Genomic DNA, 18,649 nt, shown 5'->3' with positions numbered 1-18,649 from the left:
AGACCTGTTCCCTCCCTTGGATCAGGGTTGAACCGGAGGTGTGGACCCGGAGTCTCGTTCAAGGTTGGCGACGATTTTAGTGATGGCGTCATGAAGTGCTGCCTTTAGTTGGGCGCTTCGTTCTTCCGGGGTGACGGTTCGGACCATGCGGGTCCAGCGTCCATCGGAAAACCCCGTTTCCGTATCAGACCAGATCTGGTGTCCATTGTGCAAGTCGATCAGTTCGGCTTGTACTCTGACTGGCCGGTAAACTTCATTCAGGGCCCAGAAACCGGAATAGGCCTCAATACTTTCTTCAATGGTTTCATCCACCAGATAAATCCCGGCGATGGCGCGGGTGGCGGGACGGACATAGGCCAGGGCCGCGATGCCGAGGGTGGAGACAACTTCAAAAACGATCACGCCTTTCTTCCAGGCGGTGGGGGTCTGACCATAATCCGTAATCCCGAATCTCAGCAAGGCATCGGCTCCTGGAGAAGACTGTTGGAGTTGGGTCAGAAGTGCGGGATCCAGCGCGTTTCCCTGTCCGGTGATGGGACGTGTTTCCAGGGCCGGGGGCAATACCAGAGGAACAGGATCGACGCGCAGAGCAGGCAGAGGCGACAAATTTTCGGTCATGTCCTGCATGGCGCGCATTTTTGCGCGGTCTATGATCTGATGGACCTTGGCCTGGGTGTCGGGGGTATCCTTGGCTGAGTCGGGAATAGCCCAACTGCGCACCGACGCCGGGTCCACGGTGGAGACTTCGGCCAATTTGAGGTTGAGCGGTTTGTCTCGAGGGGAAAGGACGAAGTCCTGTGTATGGGCACATCCCCCCAGAGCCAGAGCCAGAACGAGGACTGCGCAGAGCGTTCGGTTTGGAGCGGACAGTGTGGTGTCGATATTCCTTCCATAGGGAATGGCGGAACTTGTCGTGTACCGGATCATGAGAACCTTTGTGGAAGAAGGACAGAGGGTGAAGGTTTGGACTTTCATGCTCGGGGCATTATACTGTACGCCGATATTAATTTTTTCTGCCCGGTTTTCAAACCAGAAAAACCGGGTGTCTTTTGTCATCAGCGCCGTTTGCTCTCATCGTTTACCCTCTCCTGGAAATACAGACTGTTGTTGATGGTAATGTCCTTTGAGAGATCGTCAGGAGCCAATATCCATGATGGGACACACCCAGTGGCTGTTTTTTATGCGTATCGCTCTTTCCTTTCTTCTGGCTTCCCTGGCCGGAGAGGGGGTCTGTCGTCTGGTCGAAATGCCACGAATCACGGGATATGCACTGGCAGGTCTTCTGCTGGGGCCCTTGGGTCTGGACTGGGTGGATGGAGAGGACCTGCCTGACTTCAGATTTCTGGTGGAGTTGACCTTGACCCTGCTGCTTTTCGAGTTGGGCGTGCGGGTGAGTTTGCGTTGGCTGAAATATAATCCCTGGGTCATCGCATCCAGTCTTCTGGAATCAGGGGCGACTTTCATTGCGGTGTTCGCAGTCCTCATGGTGATGGGATTGGAGGTGAAAAGCGCCTTGTCCATCGCGGTCATTGCCATGGGGACTTCGCCGGTCATCGTCCTGCGGATGGTGACCGAGATGCGCGCCCAAGGGCAAGTCACCCAGCGTCTGCTGGTATTGTGCGGCCTGAACACGGTTTATTCGGTGGTGTGTTTTTACCTGATCATGGGCTGGTTTCAAGGCGCATTTCATGGTCAATGGTTCATGGCCCTCTTCCATTCGTTTTATCTTCTTGTGGGTTCCCTGGGGATGGGGTTGGTCTTGGCTCTGTCTTTCAAGTTGTTGCGCAGGATGTTCGAATTGTCGGACGAGCAAAGTGCGCCTGTGCTGTTCGGACTTCTCCTTCTGTTGCAGGCTTTGCTCGTTGCGCTCGAGTTACCTGTTTTTCTGGCTCCGTTACTGGGGGGGGTACTGGCCAAGCATTTCGACCCACGGCCTCATCTTTGGCCCCGTCACTTTGGAACGGCGGGGAGCATCTTGACAATCATCCTGTTCATGATGACGGGTTCCTTGTTGACCCGGAACGAGTTTATGGTTGGGGCGGAAACCGCCATGATCGTCCTGTTGGTCAGGTTTCTTGCAAAAGGGCTGGGGGTGTTGTTGCTGGGACCGATCAGTGGATTGAATCTGCGTCAATCGCTGGTACTGGGGGTCGTCCTCATCCCCATGGCTGAAATCCCGCTGGTGGAATTGATGGATATGCGGACCCTGTACCCTCAGATGGGAGTCAAGATTCTTCCGATCGTTTTCAGCATGATGAACGTGCTTGAAGTCCTGGGGCCCATGGCAGTTCAATGGGGCTTGATTCGCTCGCAGGAATTCCAGGGAAAATCGTCATGAAACTTCCCCCCTTTTCTTCTTCCCGTCCCCTGACCTTGGGCGTGGAACTGGAATTGCAACTGGTCAATACCTACGATTATGACCTTGTGGATTCCACCACCGATCTGTTGCGTCTCCTGAAAAAAAAGGGCAAGGATTGGGATGTCAAGCCGGAAATCACTCAGGGGATGGTGGAAATGGCCACGGGGATCTGTGTCTCCCATGCCGATGTTTTCGAGCAACTCGACGAGATTCGTCAGGGCATCGTGGAATGTGCGGATCGTCTTGATATCGGGGTTTGTGGCGGGGGAACCCACGCATTCCAGCATTGGAGCGAACGCCGTATTTATGATACGCCCCGCTTTGACCAATTATCCTCACTCTATGGGTACCTGGCCAAGCAGTTTACGATTTTTGGGCAGCACGTTCATGTGGGATGCGACAATGCAGACGAGGCGTTGACTCTTCTTCATCTGCTTTCGGGATTCATCCCGCATTTTATTGCCTTGAGCGCGTCTTCCCCCTTTGTTCAGGGCAATGATACGGGTTTTCATTCGGCACGCCTGAATTCCGTTTTTTCGTTTCCCCTGAGTGGACGTGCCCCTTTGATTGAAACCTGGGATTCCTTTGGAGAATACTTTGATTCCATGATGGCAACCGGGATTGTCAAAAGCATGAAGGATTTTTACTGGGATATTCGACCCAAACCCGAATATGGGACGATCGAGGTGCGCGTCATGGATACCCCATTGACCATAGAAAAGGCGGCCCGGATTGCGGCATTCATCCAGTCGCTGACCCGTTATCTGACCCTCGAGCGCCCTTATTCCCCAAGAGAAACAGATTATCTGGTTTATACCTTCAACCGTTTCCAGGCCTGCCGGTTTGGGTATGAAGGGGTTTACGTCAACCCCCGGAACCATGAACATCGTTCCTTGTCCGAGGAAATCCTGGATACCTTGAACAAAATCGAACCCCACGCCATCGCCCTCAAGGCGGATGAAGCCTGTGCCGCCCTGCGTCGAGAAGTATTGACCGCCAGTGGCGATGCGGGTTGGTTGCGTCAACAGCATGCAAAGACGCAGTCTCTGGCCGAAGTGGTGCAGAAGCAATGTGCACGTTGGCGGGCTTGAGGATCCGGTTCGTTTGCCAGAATCACGGTGATATGTTGACACTTGATTGAAGGACAGAGGGAATGCATTTTCTGAAGAGATTTGATGCCGAAACGACCAAGGTTTCTGCCCCGGCGGTTCCGAAAAAACCCAGGATCGGACTGGTTCTGGGCGGTGGCGCGGCCCGGGGTTGGGCCCATGTGGGGGTGATCAAAGCCTTGGAAGATGCGGGTATTCATCCTGATCTGGTCTGTGGAACCTCCATTGGAGCCTTGGTCGGTGCGGTGTATGCGGCAGGCGAACTGGACAGGTTCAAACAATGGTTGGTTGACATGAACCTGAGGAATATCTTTTCACTGCTGGATGTCAGTTTGAAGGGAGGAATGATCAAAGGAGAAAAACTGATCGAGTATTTTCGAACTCACTTCGTGGATCGCCCCATAGACCAATTGGCTCTGCCTTATGGGGCGGTGGCGACGTGTCTGCACTCGGGAATGGAGGTCTGGTTGCGCGAAGGCTCGGCCATAGAAGCCATGAGAGCCTCCATTGCTTTTCCTGCACTGTTTCCTCCGGTATGGCGAGACGAAAAGTTTTTGGTGGATGGGGGGTTGGTCAATCCTGTCCCGGTGTCTCTGGCCAGAGCAATGGGTGCTGAATTTGTCATTGCGGTGGATTTGAACACGGACCTTCTTCAACCCTGGATGCGTCCCGAAATGACGAAACCCTCCTTGCGTGAAATTCTAAGCAATAGTATCAATATCATGCAATTACGTATTTCGCGCGGACGGTTGGCGGGGGATCCGGCGGATGTTCTCATTACCCCTAAGGTGGGTCATGTGGGGTTTTTTGATTTCCATCGCGGGGTAGAGGCTATTGAAGTGGGATACAAAAGCGTTGCCAGTGTGTTGCCGGCGTTGCAGATGATCCGTTGAAGGTTTGAGAACCAAATATCAGCGTGACGTCGTGGTGGGGTAGGTGATTCTGAGTACCGACGGGCCTTTTTTATTCCACAGAGGGAACCAGGCGCGATGGGTGTCGGAATCGACGGCCACACTGTGGGCATTGGGCCCTAGCCAGGCCGTTCCCAAGGGGGTGACGGTTCTTCCGTGGATTTGAAACAAGGATACTTCACCAGATTCTCCGGCAACGTAGAGCCAGTTCAAACCGGAATCGTAGGCCAGGACATCGGGATCACGGGCGACGGGGAAAGTGGCGATCGTCCTGTGATTTTCAAGGTCGAAGACGATCAGGGTGTTGTCGTCCGAACAGGCCACAAAAGCCAGTTGGTGGACGGAATCGACCCATAGTCCATGGTTTCCATGGGCCTTGGGAAGGGGATGGCGCGCCAGAACCTGATGGCTCCTGGGGTCGATTTCTGCCAGTTGCCCCAAGGTTTGAAGGTTGACGAACACATGACCGGATGCCGAATCATACTGGCTATTTCCAATCTGACCTTGCAGCGGGATGGTGGCCCTCCGTGTGTTGGAGAGGACATCGATCACCGTATCTGTTCCGCCATGTTCGTCAGAAACGAAAAGTTCATGTTCCCCTGGCACATAGGTCAGGCCGTCCGGATGGTTCCCCACGGGGATGCGAGCGATGATTTGGTGGGACACGCTGTCGATGGCCACCACCTCATCGGTGCCAGTGGCGGAGGCATAGAGTCGGTGAAGTTCTGGAATGTACAGAACTCCATGCACTTGACTGACTTGAGGAATGGTGGCGATGACTCGCAATTCCCGGGTATCAAACACAACCACCGTATCATCCCCTAAATGAGCGAGGAAAAGTTGGTGAGAATCAGGATCGAAGGTGACATAATCCCAGCGCGTTGAGTGACCGGGTAACGGGATATCCCGCAGGGTACTCAGCGGCCAGGCGGGGATTTCCGAGGCCTGGGCGGAGAAGGGGGCCCACAAAAGAAGCAGGCAAAACCAGAGTTGAGCAGAACCGGGGATATCTTTGATCATGGTCTTTGTTCGCTTTTCTGGACTTGCTTGTGCATGGCGGGTGGCGAGACGCTCCGAGAGCCTTGCCGTGCTCAACATTAATCCCCATAATTCCCACTTGAATACTGCGAGGGTATCAGAATGACCCGATGCGCGGCAAGCCCTGCCGGTACTGCCCGTGCCCATAAAGACCATCATGTCGGGGGGGCGTCAACTTGAATAAGAGGTTACCTTGATGCTTTCAACCATTACCCCGCAGGATTTTTCTGGGGCTTTCTCAAGCACTTGTTTGGAACGCGGGCGAGCATATTCTCGCAACGGTAAAGTGATTACGCTGGAAATCCCGAAGGACGGCAGTTTGATTTCTGCGGTTGTTGGTGGTTCTGGCGGCAACCGCTACCGTGTCTATATTCGTTTTCAGGCACAGCCGGGTGGCGGAACGCGGATCGAGGGTGAATGCAGTTGTCCAGTGGGATATAATTGCAAGCATGTGGTTGCGGCACTGCTCAGTGCACGAGCGTTGTCGTTATCACCCGCACCCACGAACGCTGCTCAGACGGATTTTGCCGAAAAAAAATCTGATGAGCCGGCACTGCCCCACGAAATCACCACTTGGCTGAAAGAAATCGAACTGGCAACCCGACCGACGATCGATAGGGATATCTTGTCCGATGATGTGCCACAACGTCTGCTCTATGTTCTCAGGAATTCCCGCAGCACGCCACCACAATTAGAGGTACATTTTTTTACCACCAAGTTGCTCAAGGCCGGCGGTTTTGGCAAGGCATCACCTCATCACAGCGTTCTCAATAACCAGAATCCGCCGCCGCGCTATTTCACGGGACGTGATAAGGAAATTATCGCCAGCATGAATATGCTGCGCACGAGTGGTTATTCACAGATGGGATTGAGAGGGGAGATGGGTGCCAAGGTGGCAACAGAAATGATTGCCACGGGCAGGTGCTATTGGGATACCACAGATTCCAAGCCCCTTTCCATGAGCGAAAAACGCACGGCGCAGCCGATGTGGGTGATGGATGAACTTGGCAACCAGCGGCTGACTTTTGAAATGTCTTTGCCAGCGCGCGTATTACCGTTTTCTCCTCCCTGGTATCTGGATGAGAACGCAAGGGTCTGCGGCGAACTGGATACCGGTATTCCCGACAAAATCGCTCATGCGCTTGCTGACGCGCCAGTCATACCGGCCAATCTGGCAGGACGTCTCGGGATGGAGTTGGCGCATAGGCTGCCTTCGACCAGGGCGCCATTGCTGCAAATATTGCAGAAGCGGGAAATCAGTGATCTTCTTCCGGTTCCCTGCCTGCATTTGTCCAGCATCGACCTACCCGTGCCGTTCTATTACGATCGATACGTCAGAAGCAACCCAACCAGCCCGAAAATCATCGAGTTGGCGCAAGTTGAATTCGATTATGACGGTATTCGCATCAGTGGAGCGTCCACGGACAAGATAATCACGCGTTGTATTGGTTCGGAATTGCTCCATATCATCCGCAATACTGATGTCGAACAGCGTTTTCTCGATGATTTTGTCGATGTGGGGTTCGTTCCGTCCCAGTTATACGATCAGCATTTGGGCAAAAAATACCCGGATGGCTTTGTCCTTGATGACGAGGATGAAGGCTGGATCGATTTTTGTCTCTATGATCTGCCTGAGTTGCGGGCCACAGGCTGGCGTGTGGACATGGACGCAAATTTCCGCTTTAATTTTGCCAAAGTGGAAGACTGGACCGTCACTGTGGAGGAGGGCGGTGGCAACGATTGGTTTGGTCTGGAATTGGGGATACAGGTGGATGGCCATGCAGTGAATCTGCTGCCTGTTCTGCTGAACATGATTCGCCAGTTCCCGGAGCAGTTGACTGTCGAGGCACTGGCAAAGATGGCGGATGGGAATCAGGACATTATCGGTCATCTGCCCGATGGTCGATTGCTATTGTTACCCTCCTCCCGTGTGCGTGGCATTCTTTCCGTACTGGTCGAACTTTACGACAAAGATGCAAATCCGGAGCGCTTCGAGTTGTCACTCGTTCAGGCCGCGCGTTTGGCAGAATTGGACGATGCTGCTACCGGCCTGCGCTGGATGGGTGGGGAACGGCTGCGAGCGTTGGGGAAAAAGTTGCGCGAATTCGAGGGTATCCAGCCGGTCGCTCCCCCCCTCGGCCTGAAAGCCGAGTTACGCGGCTATCAGCAGGAAGGCCTCAACTGGCTACAATTTTTGCGCGAATACGATTTGGCCGGAATCCTCGCCGACGACATGGGTTTGGGCAAGACTGTGCAGGCATTGGCGCATATACTGCTGGAAAAGGAATCTGATCGACTGAATCGGCCCTGCCTGGTGGTGGCGCCCACCAGTTTGATGTTCAACTGGCAGCGGGAGGCGGAGCGCTTTGCGCCGATGTTGCGCGTGCTGGTGTTGCAGGGTTTGTCGCGCAAGCAGCATTTCGAGTCCATTGGCGATTACGATCTGGTGCTTACCACCTACCCTTTGCTGCTGCGCGACAAGGATGTACTGACAGAACAGGAATTTTATTATCTGATCCTTGATGAGGCGCATATCATCAAGAACCCCAAGTCGCAGGCCACCCGCATTGTTCATCAGATCAAGGCGCGCCATCGACTTGCGCTCACCGGCACCCCACTGGAAAACCATCTGGGCGAATTATGGACGCTGTTTCATTTCCTGCTGCCCGGATTGCTTGGCGACGACAAAAGTTTTCGCAAACTGTTTCGTACGCCCATTGAAAAACAGGGTAATAACGAACGGCGCAGTCTTCTGGTACGGCGTATCGCGCCATTTCTGTTGCGCCGAACAAAAGCACAAGTGGTCAGAGAATTGCCTCCGAAAACGGAGATTGTGCGTTATTGCCAACTAGACGGCACCCAGCGGGATCTTTATGAAGCCATTCGGATAGCCATGCACGAAAAAGTGCGACAGGAAATCGACAAGAAAGGCGTGAACCGCAGCCAGATCGTGATCCTGGATGCGTTGCTCAAATTGCGTCAGGTATGCTGCGATCCTCGACTTCTCAAATTGCCCACAGCGAAACGGGTGGATCAGTCAGCCAAGTTGGAATTATTGATGAGCCTGCTTCCGGATATGCTGGGAGAAGGGCGACGCATCCTGCTGTTTTCCCAATTCACCTCCATGCTGACGTTGATCGAGTTGGAACTGGCCAGGCACGGTCTGGTTTATGTCAAACTCACGGGTGATACCATTGACCGTGCTACGCCCGTAAATCGTTTCCAGGACGGCGAGGTGTCACTGTTCCTGATCAGTCTCAAGGCGGGTGGCGTGGGACTGAACCTTACCGCTGCCGACACCGTCATTCACTACGACCCATGGTGGAACCCCGCAGCCGAAAATCAGGCTACCGATCGAGCCCATCGCATCGGCCAGGAAAACCCGGTGTTCGTTTATAAACTGATTACCGAAGGCACGGTGGAAGAGAAGATCATCAGCATGCAGGGAAGGAAAAGAGATCTCGCACAAGGCGTACTGGAAGACGGTGGGGAAGTCAGCGCGCCAATGACTGCGGAGGACTTGACGATGTTGTTCGAACCCCTAGGATAAATCAGGGATAGTGAAGAGCGAGTGGATTCATTGAAAATAATGGAAGATTTCCGGAAAATTTGTTTTGAAGTCGACCGGCTCCTGCTGGAGCAAGGTATTTACTCCCCAGTCGAGTTGTTGCTTGCCGAGGGGCGGCTGTCCTATCCTGACTATGAAGCCTGGCGCTATGGTCGAGTCATTGCGCTGGAGGAGGTGCTGGCAGGCAATCCTGTGCGTATACGTGCATTGTTGACTGAGGCTGGTCGCTACGCCGTGAAGTTGGGTTTGCACGCGGACCGGCGCGAATTTCTTTCCTGGGAGGGGAAGGCTGGGCAAGCGTTACGATTTTCCAGCGATACGGAGTTTGAAGAGTTGTGCTGCGTTCATTATCGGCGCGGTGGTAACGAGGTTCAACTCGACCTGTTCATGGACAACTCCGGCAATGTGCTGGTCAACGGCATTGTCGATGCGCTGTCGTCGCGCCGCGTGGAAGAGGCGATCCGGCTAACGGACAGGTTGCTGGAAACGGATCCATCCCATCCGCGTTTGGGCATGCTGGAAGTTCTGTGCAATGCTGCTCAAAGACAGTTCGAGCCAGTGGACGATTATTTTTCTGAAATCGAATATCTTGAAGGATACCTGGTGCCGCTGGCAACAGGAGCGCTTGGTGTCGGTGCGAGAGACTTTCTGGCGCCGTTCTGGCGGAGGATGGCGGATGCCTTGCGTGGGCGTCCGTTTGTGGCAGAGACGCCATTGCTGCATGCCAGTTACCCGCTCGCTCGTGCCCAGGACTGGGCCGGAGTGAAGGAATCGGTGCTTGAAGATTCGGTGTGGCAGATTGATCCGGTATTGCGTCTGCGATTGGCGGAAGCCTTGTTTTACCTTGGCAACCGCCCGGCAGCGCTGGCCGCTTGGTGCAGGATGTGCTGGGATTTTCCTGTCCAGATGGAACAGGCGCTGGCAAGCGGGACATTGCCCGACAAGGAATTGCGGCCAGACTGGGAACGTTATCGTAACCTTGAAGCGGAATCTGAACTGAGTACGCCGTTCTTCCCCGTCTGGCTGCTGTTGGAGAGGACGGAAACCTGCAATGCCTTAACTGCGGAAGAAGTTTCACAGGCGCATACTGCAGGTCGAGCTTATACCGCTCTGCACACTTTGCTGGTAGGCGGTGGAGCGCTTTCGGAACGGACAATGGCTTTGCGCCAGAAACTCAAGCAAGCCCATCCCGGACTTTTCGCCATGTACCTGCGGAGGGTTTAGATTTGTCACTGCCCGAATGGCCGGGCAATGAAGACCCTGTCGCCGTGAAGGTGATTGAGGGATATCGTGGTACTTGATGGTGCCCGGGGCCGGACTCGAACCGGCACACTGTCGCCAGCGTCAGATTTTGAGTCTGATGCGTCTACCAATTTCGCCACCCGGGCAGTAGCCGTGCATTATAATGCGCTCCATGGATTTCTGCACGAGTGATTTCGATTATATTCTTCCACCCCATCTGATCGCCCAAACGCCGACGGCGGTGCGGCGTGCCAGCCGGTTGCTTCATTTGTCCGCGCGTGGGTTACGGGATCAGTGGTTTGCTCAACTTCCCGAGTTGCTGTGGGCGGGTGATCTTTTGGTTTTTAACGATACGCGCGTGATCAAGGCGCGGGTATTCGGCCAGAAAGCCAGCGGCGGGCGGATCGAGGCCTTGGTGGAACGGGTTGTGTCGGCCTCTGAAGCCTGGGTGCAGATTCGTGCCAGTCATGCGCCCCGTGCGGGAGGTTTGATCCGTTTTGCCGATGGCCGGGCATGGGAAGTCCTGGAAAAAGTTGAAGACCTTTACCGGGTTGCGTTGATGGATGGGGAGACCGGGCCGGACTTCCATGCCTGGCTGGAACAGGTGGGGTCCTTGCCGTTGCCTCCTTATATTGATCATGCGGCGGGTGTGGTGGATGCAGAGCGCTATCAGACCGTTTATGCCCGGAATCCCGGTGCGGTGGCGGCTCCCACGGCGGGGTTGCATTTCGATGAAGCGATGCTGGAGACGGTGCGCGCTGGCGGTGTTGAAACGGCTTCCCTGACCTTGCATGTGGGGGCCGGAACCTTTCAACCCGTGCGCGTGGAGCGTCTGGCGGATCATCACATGCATGCGGAATGGTTCAATCTCCCTGCGGAAACGGTGGAGGCCATCCGGCGCACATGGGCGCGAGGTGGGCGGGTGGTGGCGGTGGGGACCACCAGTTTGCGGGCACTGGAATCCGCCGCAGCCAAGGGGGAATTATGTGCAGGGTCTCAGGAAACCCGCTTGTTCATTACCCCAGGGTATCGTTTTCAGGTGGTGGATTGCCTCCTGACCAATTTTCATTTACCCCGTTCAACCCTGCTCATGCTGGTTAGTGCTTTTGCCGGGATGGAAGCGGTGCGGCAGGCCTATGCCCATGCCGTTGCACAGGCGTATCGGTTTTTTAGTTATGGGGATGCCATGTTGTTGGAAAGAGAAAAAGATGAAGTTTGAGGTATTGGCTCAGGATGGCAAGGCGCGTCGGGCTCGCCTGAGTTTGCCCCATGGCGTGGTGGAAACGCCCGTATTCATGCCAGTGGGAACCTATGGGGCGGTCAAGGGCGTAACCCCCGATGAGTTGACGGCCCTGGGGGCACAGATCATTCTGGGGAATACGTTTCACTTGTGGTTGCGCCCCGGACTGGAAGTATTTCGGGCGCAGGGAGGATTGCATGGATTCATGAACTGGCAAGCTCCGATCCTGACCGATTCGGGGGGGTTTCAGGTTTTCAGTTTGGGGGCATTGCGCAAGATTTCGGAAGAGGGGGTCATCTTTCGTTCCCCCCTCAATGGTGATCGTCTGTTCCTGACCCCGGAAATCTCCATGGAGATTCAACGCGTCCTGAATTCGGACATCGTCATGGCCTTTGATGAGTGCACGCCTTATCCGGCCACAGAGCCAGAAGCCCGCAATTCCATGGAATTATCCCTGCGCTGGGCGGATCGTTCCCTGCGCGGTCACGAAGGAAATCCCAATGCCCTGTTCGGGATCATCCAGGGCGGAATGTACGAATCCTTGCGTGAAATCTCGGCGCAAGAAATGGTGGCACTGGATTTCCCGGGGTATGCCATCGGCGGTTTGTCGGTGGGAGAACCTCCCGCTGACCGGGCGCGTATTCTGGCCCATACACCGACCCTGTTGCCAGCCCATAAGCCACGTTACCTGATGGGGATGGGTACGCCGGAGGATATCGTGAACGCGGTGTCTGCGGGAATCGACATGATGGATTGCGTCATGCCCACGCGCAATGCGCGCAACGGCTGGCTGTTTACCCGCTTCGGGAACGTCAAGATTCGTAATGCCGGGTACAAGAATGATGGCCGGCCGCTGGATCCCACTTGCCTCTGCTATACCTGCCAACACTTTTCGCGCAGTTATCTGCATCATCTCCAGCAGGTAAAAGAAATGCTGGGGGCACGTCTGAATACGTTGCATAACCTGCATTACTATCAGACTTTGATGAGCGAATTACGCACGGCCATCGAAACCGGCACCTTCACCAAATTCACCCAACAATTTCAGGCCGATCGTGCACATGGAGTGAAGTGATCCTATCGTGTTAGAATCGTGAAGTTTTTTTGGAGAGACACATGCTGATCGAAAATGCTTTTGCTAACGTATTCGGTGGTGGAGCCACTACCCCTGATATGGGAATCAACCTGTTCTTTATCGCGTTCATGTTTCTGGCGCTTTATTTCATGATCATCCGCCCCCAGTTGAAGCGTCAGAAAGAACAGAAGGCCTTGCTGGAGTCCCTGAGCAAGGGAGATGAGGTGGTGGTGGGGGGGATTATCGGCAAGATTGTTGAAATCGATGCCAATTTTGTTCGCCTCGAAGTGGCCAAGGGTACCGTGATACAGGTTCAGCGCTCTGCCGTCAGCAATTTGCTGCCCAAGGGAAGTCTCAAATAAACCGGCCCCAGAGGTCGCACCAGGAATTTTGATGAATCGTTTTCCGCTCTGGAAGAATCTGCTGATCTTTTGTGTGATCGCTCTGGGCGCACTTTATACGCTGCCCAACTTTTTCGGTCAATCTCCCGCTGTCCAGATCTCCTCCTTGGGCACCACTCCACCTGTGGGTCCGGAAGTACAAAATCAGGTGGAACAGGCCCTGAAGGTGGCTCAGTTGGCCGAGACCCGTGCTTCCCTCGATGGGGTCGGGTTGCGGGTACGCTTTGCCGATACGGATACCCAATTGAAAGCGCGCGACATCATCGACCATGTGCTGAACCCCGAGGGACAGCCTCAGCACTATGTGGTGGCGCTCAATCTGGTACCCAATTCTCCGTCCTGGTTGTCGGAGATTGGCGCGTTACCCATGTATCTGGGCCTGGATCTGTCGGGGGGGGTGCATTTTTTGCTTCAGGTGGATCAACAGGCCGCGCTGACCAAGCGATTGGAAGGGGATGGAGCGGAAGTTCGGTCCGAGTTGCAGGACAAACAGATTTACTACGACGGGTTGAGCCGGGATGGGGAACGGTTGGTACTGCATTTTCATGATGGAGCATCCCTGTCTTCCGCCCAGCAGGTTCTGGAAAGCATCCATCATGATATGAATCTGAAGGCCGAAGGGGGGGATCTGGTGTTGTCCTTGAAGCCGGAAACCCGTACGGCCATCCAGGATCAGGCGGTAAAACAGAACATTCTGGCTTTGCGTAATCGGGTCAACGAGTTAGGTGCCAAGGAACCGATCATTCAGCAGCAGGGTGCGGACCGCATCATCGTGCAACTTCCTGGCGTGCAGGATACGGCCAAGGCCAAGGACATCATCGGTCGAACGGCTTCTCTGGAAATCCATCTGGTGGATGAAGATCATCCCAACCCCATTTCGGTAACCCAGATGCCACCCCCTGGCGATTTTCTGGTGCTGGATCGGCAGGGAATTCCGGTGTTCGTGCGCAAAGCGGTGGTGTTGAGCGGGGATGTCATTACCGATGCCGGTGCGGGCTTTGATTCCCAAAGCAATCGTCCCACTGTGAATATCAGCATGGATGCCAAGGGCGCGCGCATCATTCGTCAGGTCTCTCGGGACAATCTCAAAAAACGCATGGCCATCCTGCTTCTGGAAAAGAGCAAGACCGAAGCCATCAGCGTGGCTACCATACAGGATGAACTGGGGGCACGTTTTCAGATTACCGGTTTGCAAAGTTCCAAAGAGGCCAATGATCTGGCGCTATTGCTGCGCGCAGGGGCCTTGGCGGCACCCATGGATTTTCTGGAAGAGCGGACCGTGGGGCCCAGTCTGGGGGCGGAAAACATTGCCCGGGGTTTCCATTCCACATGGATCGGATTTGCCGCCATTGCAGTCTTCATGGTGGTTTATTATGCCCTGTTCGGTACCATATCGGTGGTGGCCCTGGCAGTCAATGTTCTTTTGCTGGTGGGGTTGTTATCCTTGCTGCAGGCCACCCTCACCTTGCCAGGCATGGCAGCGATTGCGTTGACCGTGGGGATGGCCATTGATGCCAACGTTCTGATTAACGAGCGCATTCGGGAAGAATTGCGCAATGGAAATTCGCCAGGGGCAGCCATTCATGCGGGTTATGACCGGGCCTTTGGGACTATTCTGGATTCGAATGTAACCACGGGGATCGCCGGTCTGGCGCTATTTGCTTTCGGGTCCGGGCCGGTTAAAGGGTTTGCCGTGGTGTTGGTGCTTGGGATACTGACCTCCATGTTCAGTTCCGTATTGGTTTCGCGCGCTTTGATCAACCTGATCTACGGACGCCGCCGCAAGATCGATCACCTTTCCATCGGCATGTGACCTGAGGACGCTATGGAATTTTTTCGGATGAAACGTGACATTCCCTTCATGAGTTGGGGAAAATACACCACCACGGTGTCGCTCATCACCTTTTTATTGGCGGTGTTTTTTCTGTACAGCAAGGGCCTGAATTTTTCAGTGGATTTCACTGGCGGCACCGTCATGGAAGTCCATACGGCGGGTCAGGCCGATTTGACGGGGATGCGTCTGAGCCTGAAGCAGTTGGGGTTGCACGATGCGAATGTGCAGAACTTTGGAAGTTCCCATGATGTGTTGATTCGTTTGCCACTGCGTCATGGAGTCAGCAGTGGCGCCCTTTCGGAAAAGGTGCGTCAGGCATTGCGGCAACAGGATGCCTCTTTGCAGGTGCGCCGGGTGGAATTTGTCGGGCCTCAGGTCGGCGATGAGTTGGTCAAGGATGGCTCTGCCGCTCTATTGTTCGTCTCTCTGGGCATCGTCATTTACCTTTCTCTGCGTTTCAAATGGAGACCGGCAGTGGCCACCATCGTGGCTAACCTGCATGATGTGGTGATCATTCTGGGATTTTTTGCTTTTTTTCAGTGGGAGTTTTCTCTTTCTGTTCTGGCTGCGGTATTGGCCATTCTGGGGTATTCGGTGAATGAATCCGTGGTGGTGTTCGACCGGGTAAGAGAGAACTTCCGCAAGATGCGCGGGGCGTCGGTTTCCCAGGTCATCGACAATGCCATCACGCGGACCATGAGTCGGACCATTATTACCCATGGATGCACTCAGTTGATGGTGACTTCCATGCTCTTTTTTGGGGGAGAAGCCCTGCATTATTTTGCTTTGGCATTGACCATCGGAATTCTTTTCGGGATCTACTCCTCTGTATTGGTGGCCAGTCCCATTGCCATGGCACTGGGCATGACCCGTGCTGATTTTCTGGTGAGCGACAGAAAAACCAACACACTTCCGGATACCCCATAATTTCGTGGATATCCTTCATTTTTTGGCGCATCTGGATGACCATCTGGTAGCACTGAGTCAGCAGTATGGGTATGCCGCCGATTTGATTCTGTTTCTGATCATATTGAGTGAGACGGGGCTGGTGATTGCGCCCTTGCTGCCAGGAGATTCACTGCTGTTTGTGGCAGGGGCCGTGGCTACTGGAAATGCCTTGACTCCCGGCCCGTTCAATCTTCCTCTGTTGTGGGTGGTGTTGTCAGCGGGCGCTTTTCTGGGCAATCAACTGAATTTTCAGATCGGGCGCTGGATCGGGCCCAAGGTCTTTCACTGGGAACGTTCCGTACTTTTCAATCCCAGGCACTTGGCTGAAGCCCATGCTTTTTACGAGCATCATGGCGGAAAAACCATCGTCATGGCCCGCTTCATCCCCATCGTGCGTACCTACGCGCCTTTCGTGGCAGGGGTAGGGGATATGGCCCATGGGCGTTTTGCTTTTTTCAATGCCATCGGCGCCATTACCTGGGTGGGGTCCTTGTTGCTGGCGGGCCATTGGTTCGGGAATGTTCCCTTTGTCAAAGGGCACCTCACGGAAATGATTCTGGGCATCGTGGCTCTGACTCTGCTTCCCATTGGAGTGGCGACCTTGCGCCATACTCTGCGCCGTTCCCGCTAAGGATTGGGCAGTGTTTCCTTGAATGATTTTCGTTGCCCCAATTTGTTCGCCAGCGCGTTCAGGTTGGGGTATTGCTGACGCCAGAGCCATTCGGGAAAACGGAAATCCAGCCAGAACAAAAGGCTTCCGGCGGCCAAATCGGACAGATTGAGGGCCTCGGCGGTACACCAGGAGCGGGTGCCCAACTCCTTGGACATCTGGGCAAGTCCCCGTTCCATCTTGCCCCGTTGTCTTTCCATCCAGGCGGGACTTTGTTCCGTTTCCGGACGACGTTTTTCCAGGACGATGGCAACCCCGGCATCCAGGATTCCATCGGCCATGGCTTCCCAGCGCTTGACCACCGCACGTTCGCGCGGGTTGTCCGGGATCAGGTGCCCCACCGGGCTGATGGCGTCGAGATATTCCGTGATGACTTGGGAATCGAACAGGGTCAGACCGTCATCCAGCACCAGAGCGGGAATTTTGCCCAGGGGGTTATGCTTTTCGATCAAAGGGGCATCCCCTGTCATGGCATCGCCCACCAGTTCAAAATCGATATGTTTTTCAATCAAGACGATGCGCACTTTGCGGACAAAGGGGCTGGTGACGGAACCCAGAAGTTTCATGACAAATGATCCTGTGATGGAAGAGTTGAGGAATTATACACGGTAGTCCTTTCTCCACCGCCTTGATGACCTCTGCGAAACTCAATACCCTCGGCCCAGGAACTTAGTTCTCTGATTTCACAGTCTGTATGATACCGGCCTTGCGCCAAAGGATATGCCATGAGCACTCGTTATAACTCGGCAAAATTCACCGTCCATCAGTGTGCCGGGAATTTGGGTAAGACTGTTTCCAACAGCCAGTTAATTATTGGTGCCAATAAATTAGTGGGTAGGGTACCTCGAAAAACGCAAAAATTTTCGTCACTATATCTACTAACTAATTGATTATCTGATATAATAAAACATGAAGGTAATTTTTATAGGTGTGCTATTGATGCTTCTGGTATCAGGTGCTACAATCCAATCCTCGCTGCTGCGTCCACTACGTTATATGGCGCAGTAGCCTACACAAAGCCCCGAAAGGGGCTTTACTATTTCTTATTCTTAACTCCGAAAGGATACATAATGGACCGTTACGCCATCTTCGTCGATGCCGGCTATTTTTTCGCTGCTGGCGCTCAAGCCGCCTTTGGCGACCACACACCACGCAAACAAGTCACCTTGAAATCGTCAACTGCAATGCTGGTTGCTCTTTGTGCAAAAGCCTCGGCCATAGCAGACAATCTCCCGCTTCTCCGTACCTATTGGTACGATGCAATGCCCGGCCCACGTCTCACCCTGGAACAATCCGAACTCGCCATGCTGACCGGTGTCAAATTGCGGCTTGGTGCCCTAAATAGTGCTGGCGAACAAAAGGGGGTTGATTCCCTGATAGTGACGGACATTATCGATCTGGCACGGAATCGAGCTATCGCCAATGCCGTTGTGGTGACGGGCGATGAGGACTTGCGTATTGCCGTCCATGTAGCTCAGTCATTCGGCGTCCGCGTGCATATTCTCGCTGCTGGCGATCCAGCGAAAAATGTCAGCCCATCCTTGCAGATGGAAGCCGATTCCGTGGACACTCTTGATGGAGACTGGTTCTCCAATCATCTGAAGTTAATTCCCACAGTACGGAAGGCCAGTGCTTCTGCCACTCCGGTTGTTCCTGTCTCTCACATACCTACTACCGATAAGACAACAACTGAAGAAATTGACACGGCAGTTGCCCCAGTTATCAAAGAGATTCTGGAAAACATCGCATCGGAGCAACTGGCACAGTTAATTCAGCACTTCTCGACCCAGAAAATCGTTCCTCCAGAGTATGACCGTTGCCTAGTGGCGAAAACCTCCGCCAACCTCGGCCGTCGGCTCTCCGGAGATGAAATGCGACACCTTCGCGGATTATTTGTGCGTGCGGTAAAAGCCCGTACGGCAACGACTGATTTATCAATCCCACCGACAATCCCGGTTTAAGCAGCGCCGGGATGGGAGACAACACGTGCTATCAGGCATGATCACCGCTTTGATCGCGCAATAATTCAGCCCGCAACAGGCGACATTGCTGGCCGTCTACCTGCACGGTGCGGCTGCAGACAAGTTGGTGCAACAAGGAATCGGGCCGATAGGGTTGACGGCATCAGAAGTAATCGATGAGTCGCGGCAACTATTAAATGGCTGGATTTATGGGGGAACCCCTCAAAGCAACAAATAAGCGCACACAATCCAAGTAACGTTGATGCTGCAAAGGCGAAAAGAGTGGTGTTTGT

Annotated in this window: 15 protein-coding genes and 1 tRNA gene; 12 read left to right on the top strand and 4 right to left on the bottom strand. The window is 54.1% G+C overall.

Going from position 1 to position 18,649, the window contains the following annotated elements:
* Positions 1–21: 21 nt before the first annotated feature.
* A complete protein-coding gene (locus tag HO274_RS05920) occupies positions 22–975 on the bottom strand; it encodes a hypothetical protein (protein ID WP_273122119.1) in 954 nt (317 codons plus the stop codon).
* A 175-nt stretch (positions 976–1,150) separates the two neighbouring features.
* On the opposite strand from HO274_RS05920, the gene HO274_RS05915 reads away from it, so the two are divergent.
* The 3 genes from HO274_RS05915 to HO274_RS05905 all read left to right on the top strand — a co-directional run bounded on the left by HO274_RS05915 (position 1,151) and on the right by HO274_RS05905 (position 4,361).
* Positions 1,151–2,338: a cation:proton antiporter gene (locus tag HO274_RS05915; protein WP_273122117.1), complete on the top strand. Its 1,188-nt coding sequence runs from the start codon at positions 1,151–1,153 to the stop codon at positions 2,336–2,338.
* Positions 2,335–3,450: a YbdK family carboxylate-amine ligase gene (locus HO274_RS05910; protein ID WP_031596416.1), complete on the top strand. Its 1,116-nt coding sequence runs from the start codon at positions 2,335–2,337 to the stop codon at positions 3,448–3,450. The genes HO274_RS05915 and HO274_RS05910 overlap by 4 nt, the downstream gene beginning before the upstream one ends.
* 62 nt (positions 3,451–3,512) lie before the next feature.
* Positions 3,513–4,361 (top strand): patatin-like phospholipase family protein, encoded by an 849-nt coding sequence (locus HO274_RS05905; RefSeq protein WP_273122115.1) that lies wholly within the window; start codon positions 3,513–3,515, stop codon positions 4,359–4,361.
* A gap of 18 nt (positions 4,362–4,379) precedes the next feature.
* On the opposite strand, the gene HO274_RS05900 is transcribed toward HO274_RS05905, so the two are convergent.
* A complete protein-coding gene (locus HO274_RS05900) occupies positions 4,380–5,399 on the bottom strand; it encodes a YncE family protein (protein WP_051862088.1) in 1,020 nt (339 codons plus the stop codon).
* 304 nt (positions 5,400–5,703) lie between these two features.
* On the opposite strand from HO274_RS05900, the gene HO274_RS05895 reads away from it, so the two are divergent.
* Together HO274_RS05895 and HO274_RS05890 are read left to right on the top strand one after the other, a co-directional pair.
* Positions 5,704–8,967 carry a DEAD/DEAH box helicase gene (locus HO274_RS05895; protein WP_273122113.1) on the top strand — a complete coding sequence of 1,088 codons (3,264 nt, stop codon included), beginning with the start codon at positions 5,704–5,706 and terminating at the stop codon, positions 8,965–8,967.
* A gap of 39 nt (positions 8,968–9,006) precedes the next feature.
* The gene (locus HO274_RS05890) at positions 9,007–10,209 is read left to right on the top strand and encodes a hypothetical protein (protein ID WP_273122111.1); all 1,203 of its coding nucleotides are present in this window, start codon (positions 9,007–9,009) and stop codon (positions 10,207–10,209) included.
* 77 nt (positions 10,210–10,286) lie between these two features.
* On the opposite strand, the gene HO274_RS05885 is transcribed toward HO274_RS05890, so the two are convergent.
* Positions 10,287–10,373, bottom strand: a tRNA-Leu gene (locus HO274_RS05885).
* Positions 10,374–10,399: 26 nt separating this feature from the next.
* Between HO274_RS05885 and queA the strand changes: the two genes are divergently transcribed.
* Genes queA through HO274_RS05855 form a run of 6 tightly spaced genes read left to right on the top strand, consistent with a single transcriptional unit; the run spans position 10,400 to position 16,356 of the window.
* The gene (queA, locus tag HO274_RS05880) at positions 10,400–11,446 is read left to right on the top strand and encodes a tRNA preQ1(34) S-adenosylmethionine ribosyltransferase-isomerase QueA (RefSeq protein WP_062188062.1); all 1,047 of its coding nucleotides are present in this window, start codon (positions 10,400–10,402) and stop codon (positions 11,444–11,446) included.
* Complete coding sequence (gene tgt, locus HO274_RS05875) at positions 11,436–12,542, top strand: tRNA guanosine(34) transglycosylase Tgt (protein ID WP_273122109.1); 1,107 nt, start codon at positions 11,436–11,438, stop codon at positions 12,540–12,542. Before queA ends, tgt begins: the two co-directional genes overlap by 11 nt.
* A 41-nt stretch (positions 12,543–12,583) precedes the next feature.
* Positions 12,584–12,904, top strand: coding sequence for a preprotein translocase subunit YajC (gene yajC, locus HO274_RS05870; RefSeq protein WP_273122108.1), 321 nt, complete (start codon positions 12,584–12,586; stop codon positions 12,902–12,904).
* A gap of 31 nt (positions 12,905–12,935) precedes the next feature.
* A complete protein-coding gene (gene secD / locus HO274_RS05865) occupies positions 12,936–14,756 on the top strand; it encodes a protein translocase subunit SecD (RefSeq protein ID WP_062188060.1) in 1,821 nt (606 codons plus the stop codon).
* 12 nt (positions 14,757–14,768) lie between these two features.
* Positions 14,769–15,704 carry a protein translocase subunit SecF gene (secF, locus tag HO274_RS05860; RefSeq protein WP_420537379.1) on the top strand — a complete coding sequence of 312 codons (936 nt, stop codon included), beginning with the start codon at positions 14,769–14,771 and terminating at the stop codon, positions 15,702–15,704.
* A 4-nt stretch (positions 15,705–15,708) separates the two neighbouring features.
* The gene (locus HO274_RS05855) at positions 15,709–16,356 is read left to right on the top strand and encodes a VTT domain-containing protein (RefSeq protein ID WP_031596406.1); all 648 of its coding nucleotides are present in this window, start codon (positions 15,709–15,711) and stop codon (positions 16,354–16,356) included.
* On the opposite strand, the gene HO274_RS05850 is transcribed toward HO274_RS05855, so the two are convergent.
* Positions 16,353–16,961: a glutathione S-transferase N-terminal domain-containing protein gene (locus tag HO274_RS05850; protein ID WP_031596405.1), complete on the bottom strand. Its 609-nt coding sequence runs from the start codon at positions 16,959–16,961 to the stop codon at positions 16,353–16,355. The two genes, HO274_RS05855 and HO274_RS05850, sit on opposite strands and share 4 nt — an antisense overlap.
* Positions 16,962–17,465: 504 nt before the next feature.
* Between HO274_RS05850 and HO274_RS05845 the strand changes: the two genes are divergently transcribed.
* The gene (locus HO274_RS05845; protein WP_273122105.1) at positions 17,466–18,356 is read left to right on the top strand and encodes an NYN domain-containing protein; all 891 of its coding nucleotides are present in this window, start codon (positions 17,466–17,468) and stop codon (positions 18,354–18,356) included.
* The last annotated feature ends 293 nt before the right edge of the window (positions 18,357–18,649 follow it).

This window comes from Ferrovum myxofaciens, assembly GCF_013181415.1.
Taxonomy (GTDB): Bacteria; Pseudomonadota; Gammaproteobacteria; order Burkholderiales; family Ferrovaceae; genus Ferrovum; species Ferrovum myxofaciens.
This window is presented reverse-complemented; position numbering and strand designations above follow the sequence as displayed.

Bases quoted from the DNA above. Each gene is read 5' to 3' on its own strand.
- HO274_RS05920 (WP_273122119.1), bottom strand. From the start codon at position 975: ATGAAAGTCCAAACCTTCACCCTCTGTCCTTCTTCCACAAAGGTTCTC.
- HO274_RS05915 (WP_273122117.1), top strand. From the start codon at position 1,151: ATGATGGGACACACCCAGTGGCTGTTTTTTATGCGTATCGCTCTTTCC.
- HO274_RS05910 (WP_031596416.1), top strand. From the start codon at position 2,335: ATGAAACTTCCCCCCTTTTCTTCTTCCCGTCCCCTGACCTTGGGCGTG.
- HO274_RS05905 (WP_273122115.1), top strand. From the start codon at position 3,513: ATGCATTTTCTGAAGAGATTTGATGCCGAAACGACCAAGGTTTCTGCC.
- HO274_RS05900 (WP_051862088.1), bottom strand. From the start codon at position 5,399: ATGATCAAAGATATCCCCGGTTCTGCTCAACTCTGGTTTTGCCTGCTT.
- HO274_RS05890 (WP_273122111.1), top strand. From the start codon at position 9,007: ATGGAAGATTTCCGGAAAATTTGTTTTGAAGTCGACCGGCTCCTGCTG.
- queA (WP_062188062.1), top strand. From the start codon at position 10,400: ATGGATTTCTGCACGAGTGATTTCGATTATATTCTTCCACCCCATCTG.
- tgt (WP_273122109.1), top strand. From the start codon at position 11,436: ATGAAGTTTGAGGTATTGGCTCAGGATGGCAAGGCGCGTCGGGCTCGC.
- yajC (WP_273122108.1), top strand. From the start codon at position 12,584: ATGCTGATCGAAAATGCTTTTGCTAACGTATTCGGTGGTGGAGCCACT.
- secD (WP_062188060.1), top strand. From the start codon at position 12,936: ATGAATCGTTTTCCGCTCTGGAAGAATCTGCTGATCTTTTGTGTGATC.
- secF (WP_420537379.1), top strand. From the start codon at position 14,769: ATGGAATTTTTTCGGATGAAACGTGACATTCCCTTCATGAGTTGGGGA.
- HO274_RS05850 (WP_031596405.1), bottom strand. From the start codon at position 16,961: ATGAAACTTCTGGGTTCCGTCACCAGCCCCTTTGTCCGCAAAGTGCGC.
- HO274_RS05845 (WP_273122105.1), top strand. From the start codon at position 17,466: ATGGACCGTTACGCCATCTTCGTCGATGCCGGCTATTTTTTCGCTGCT.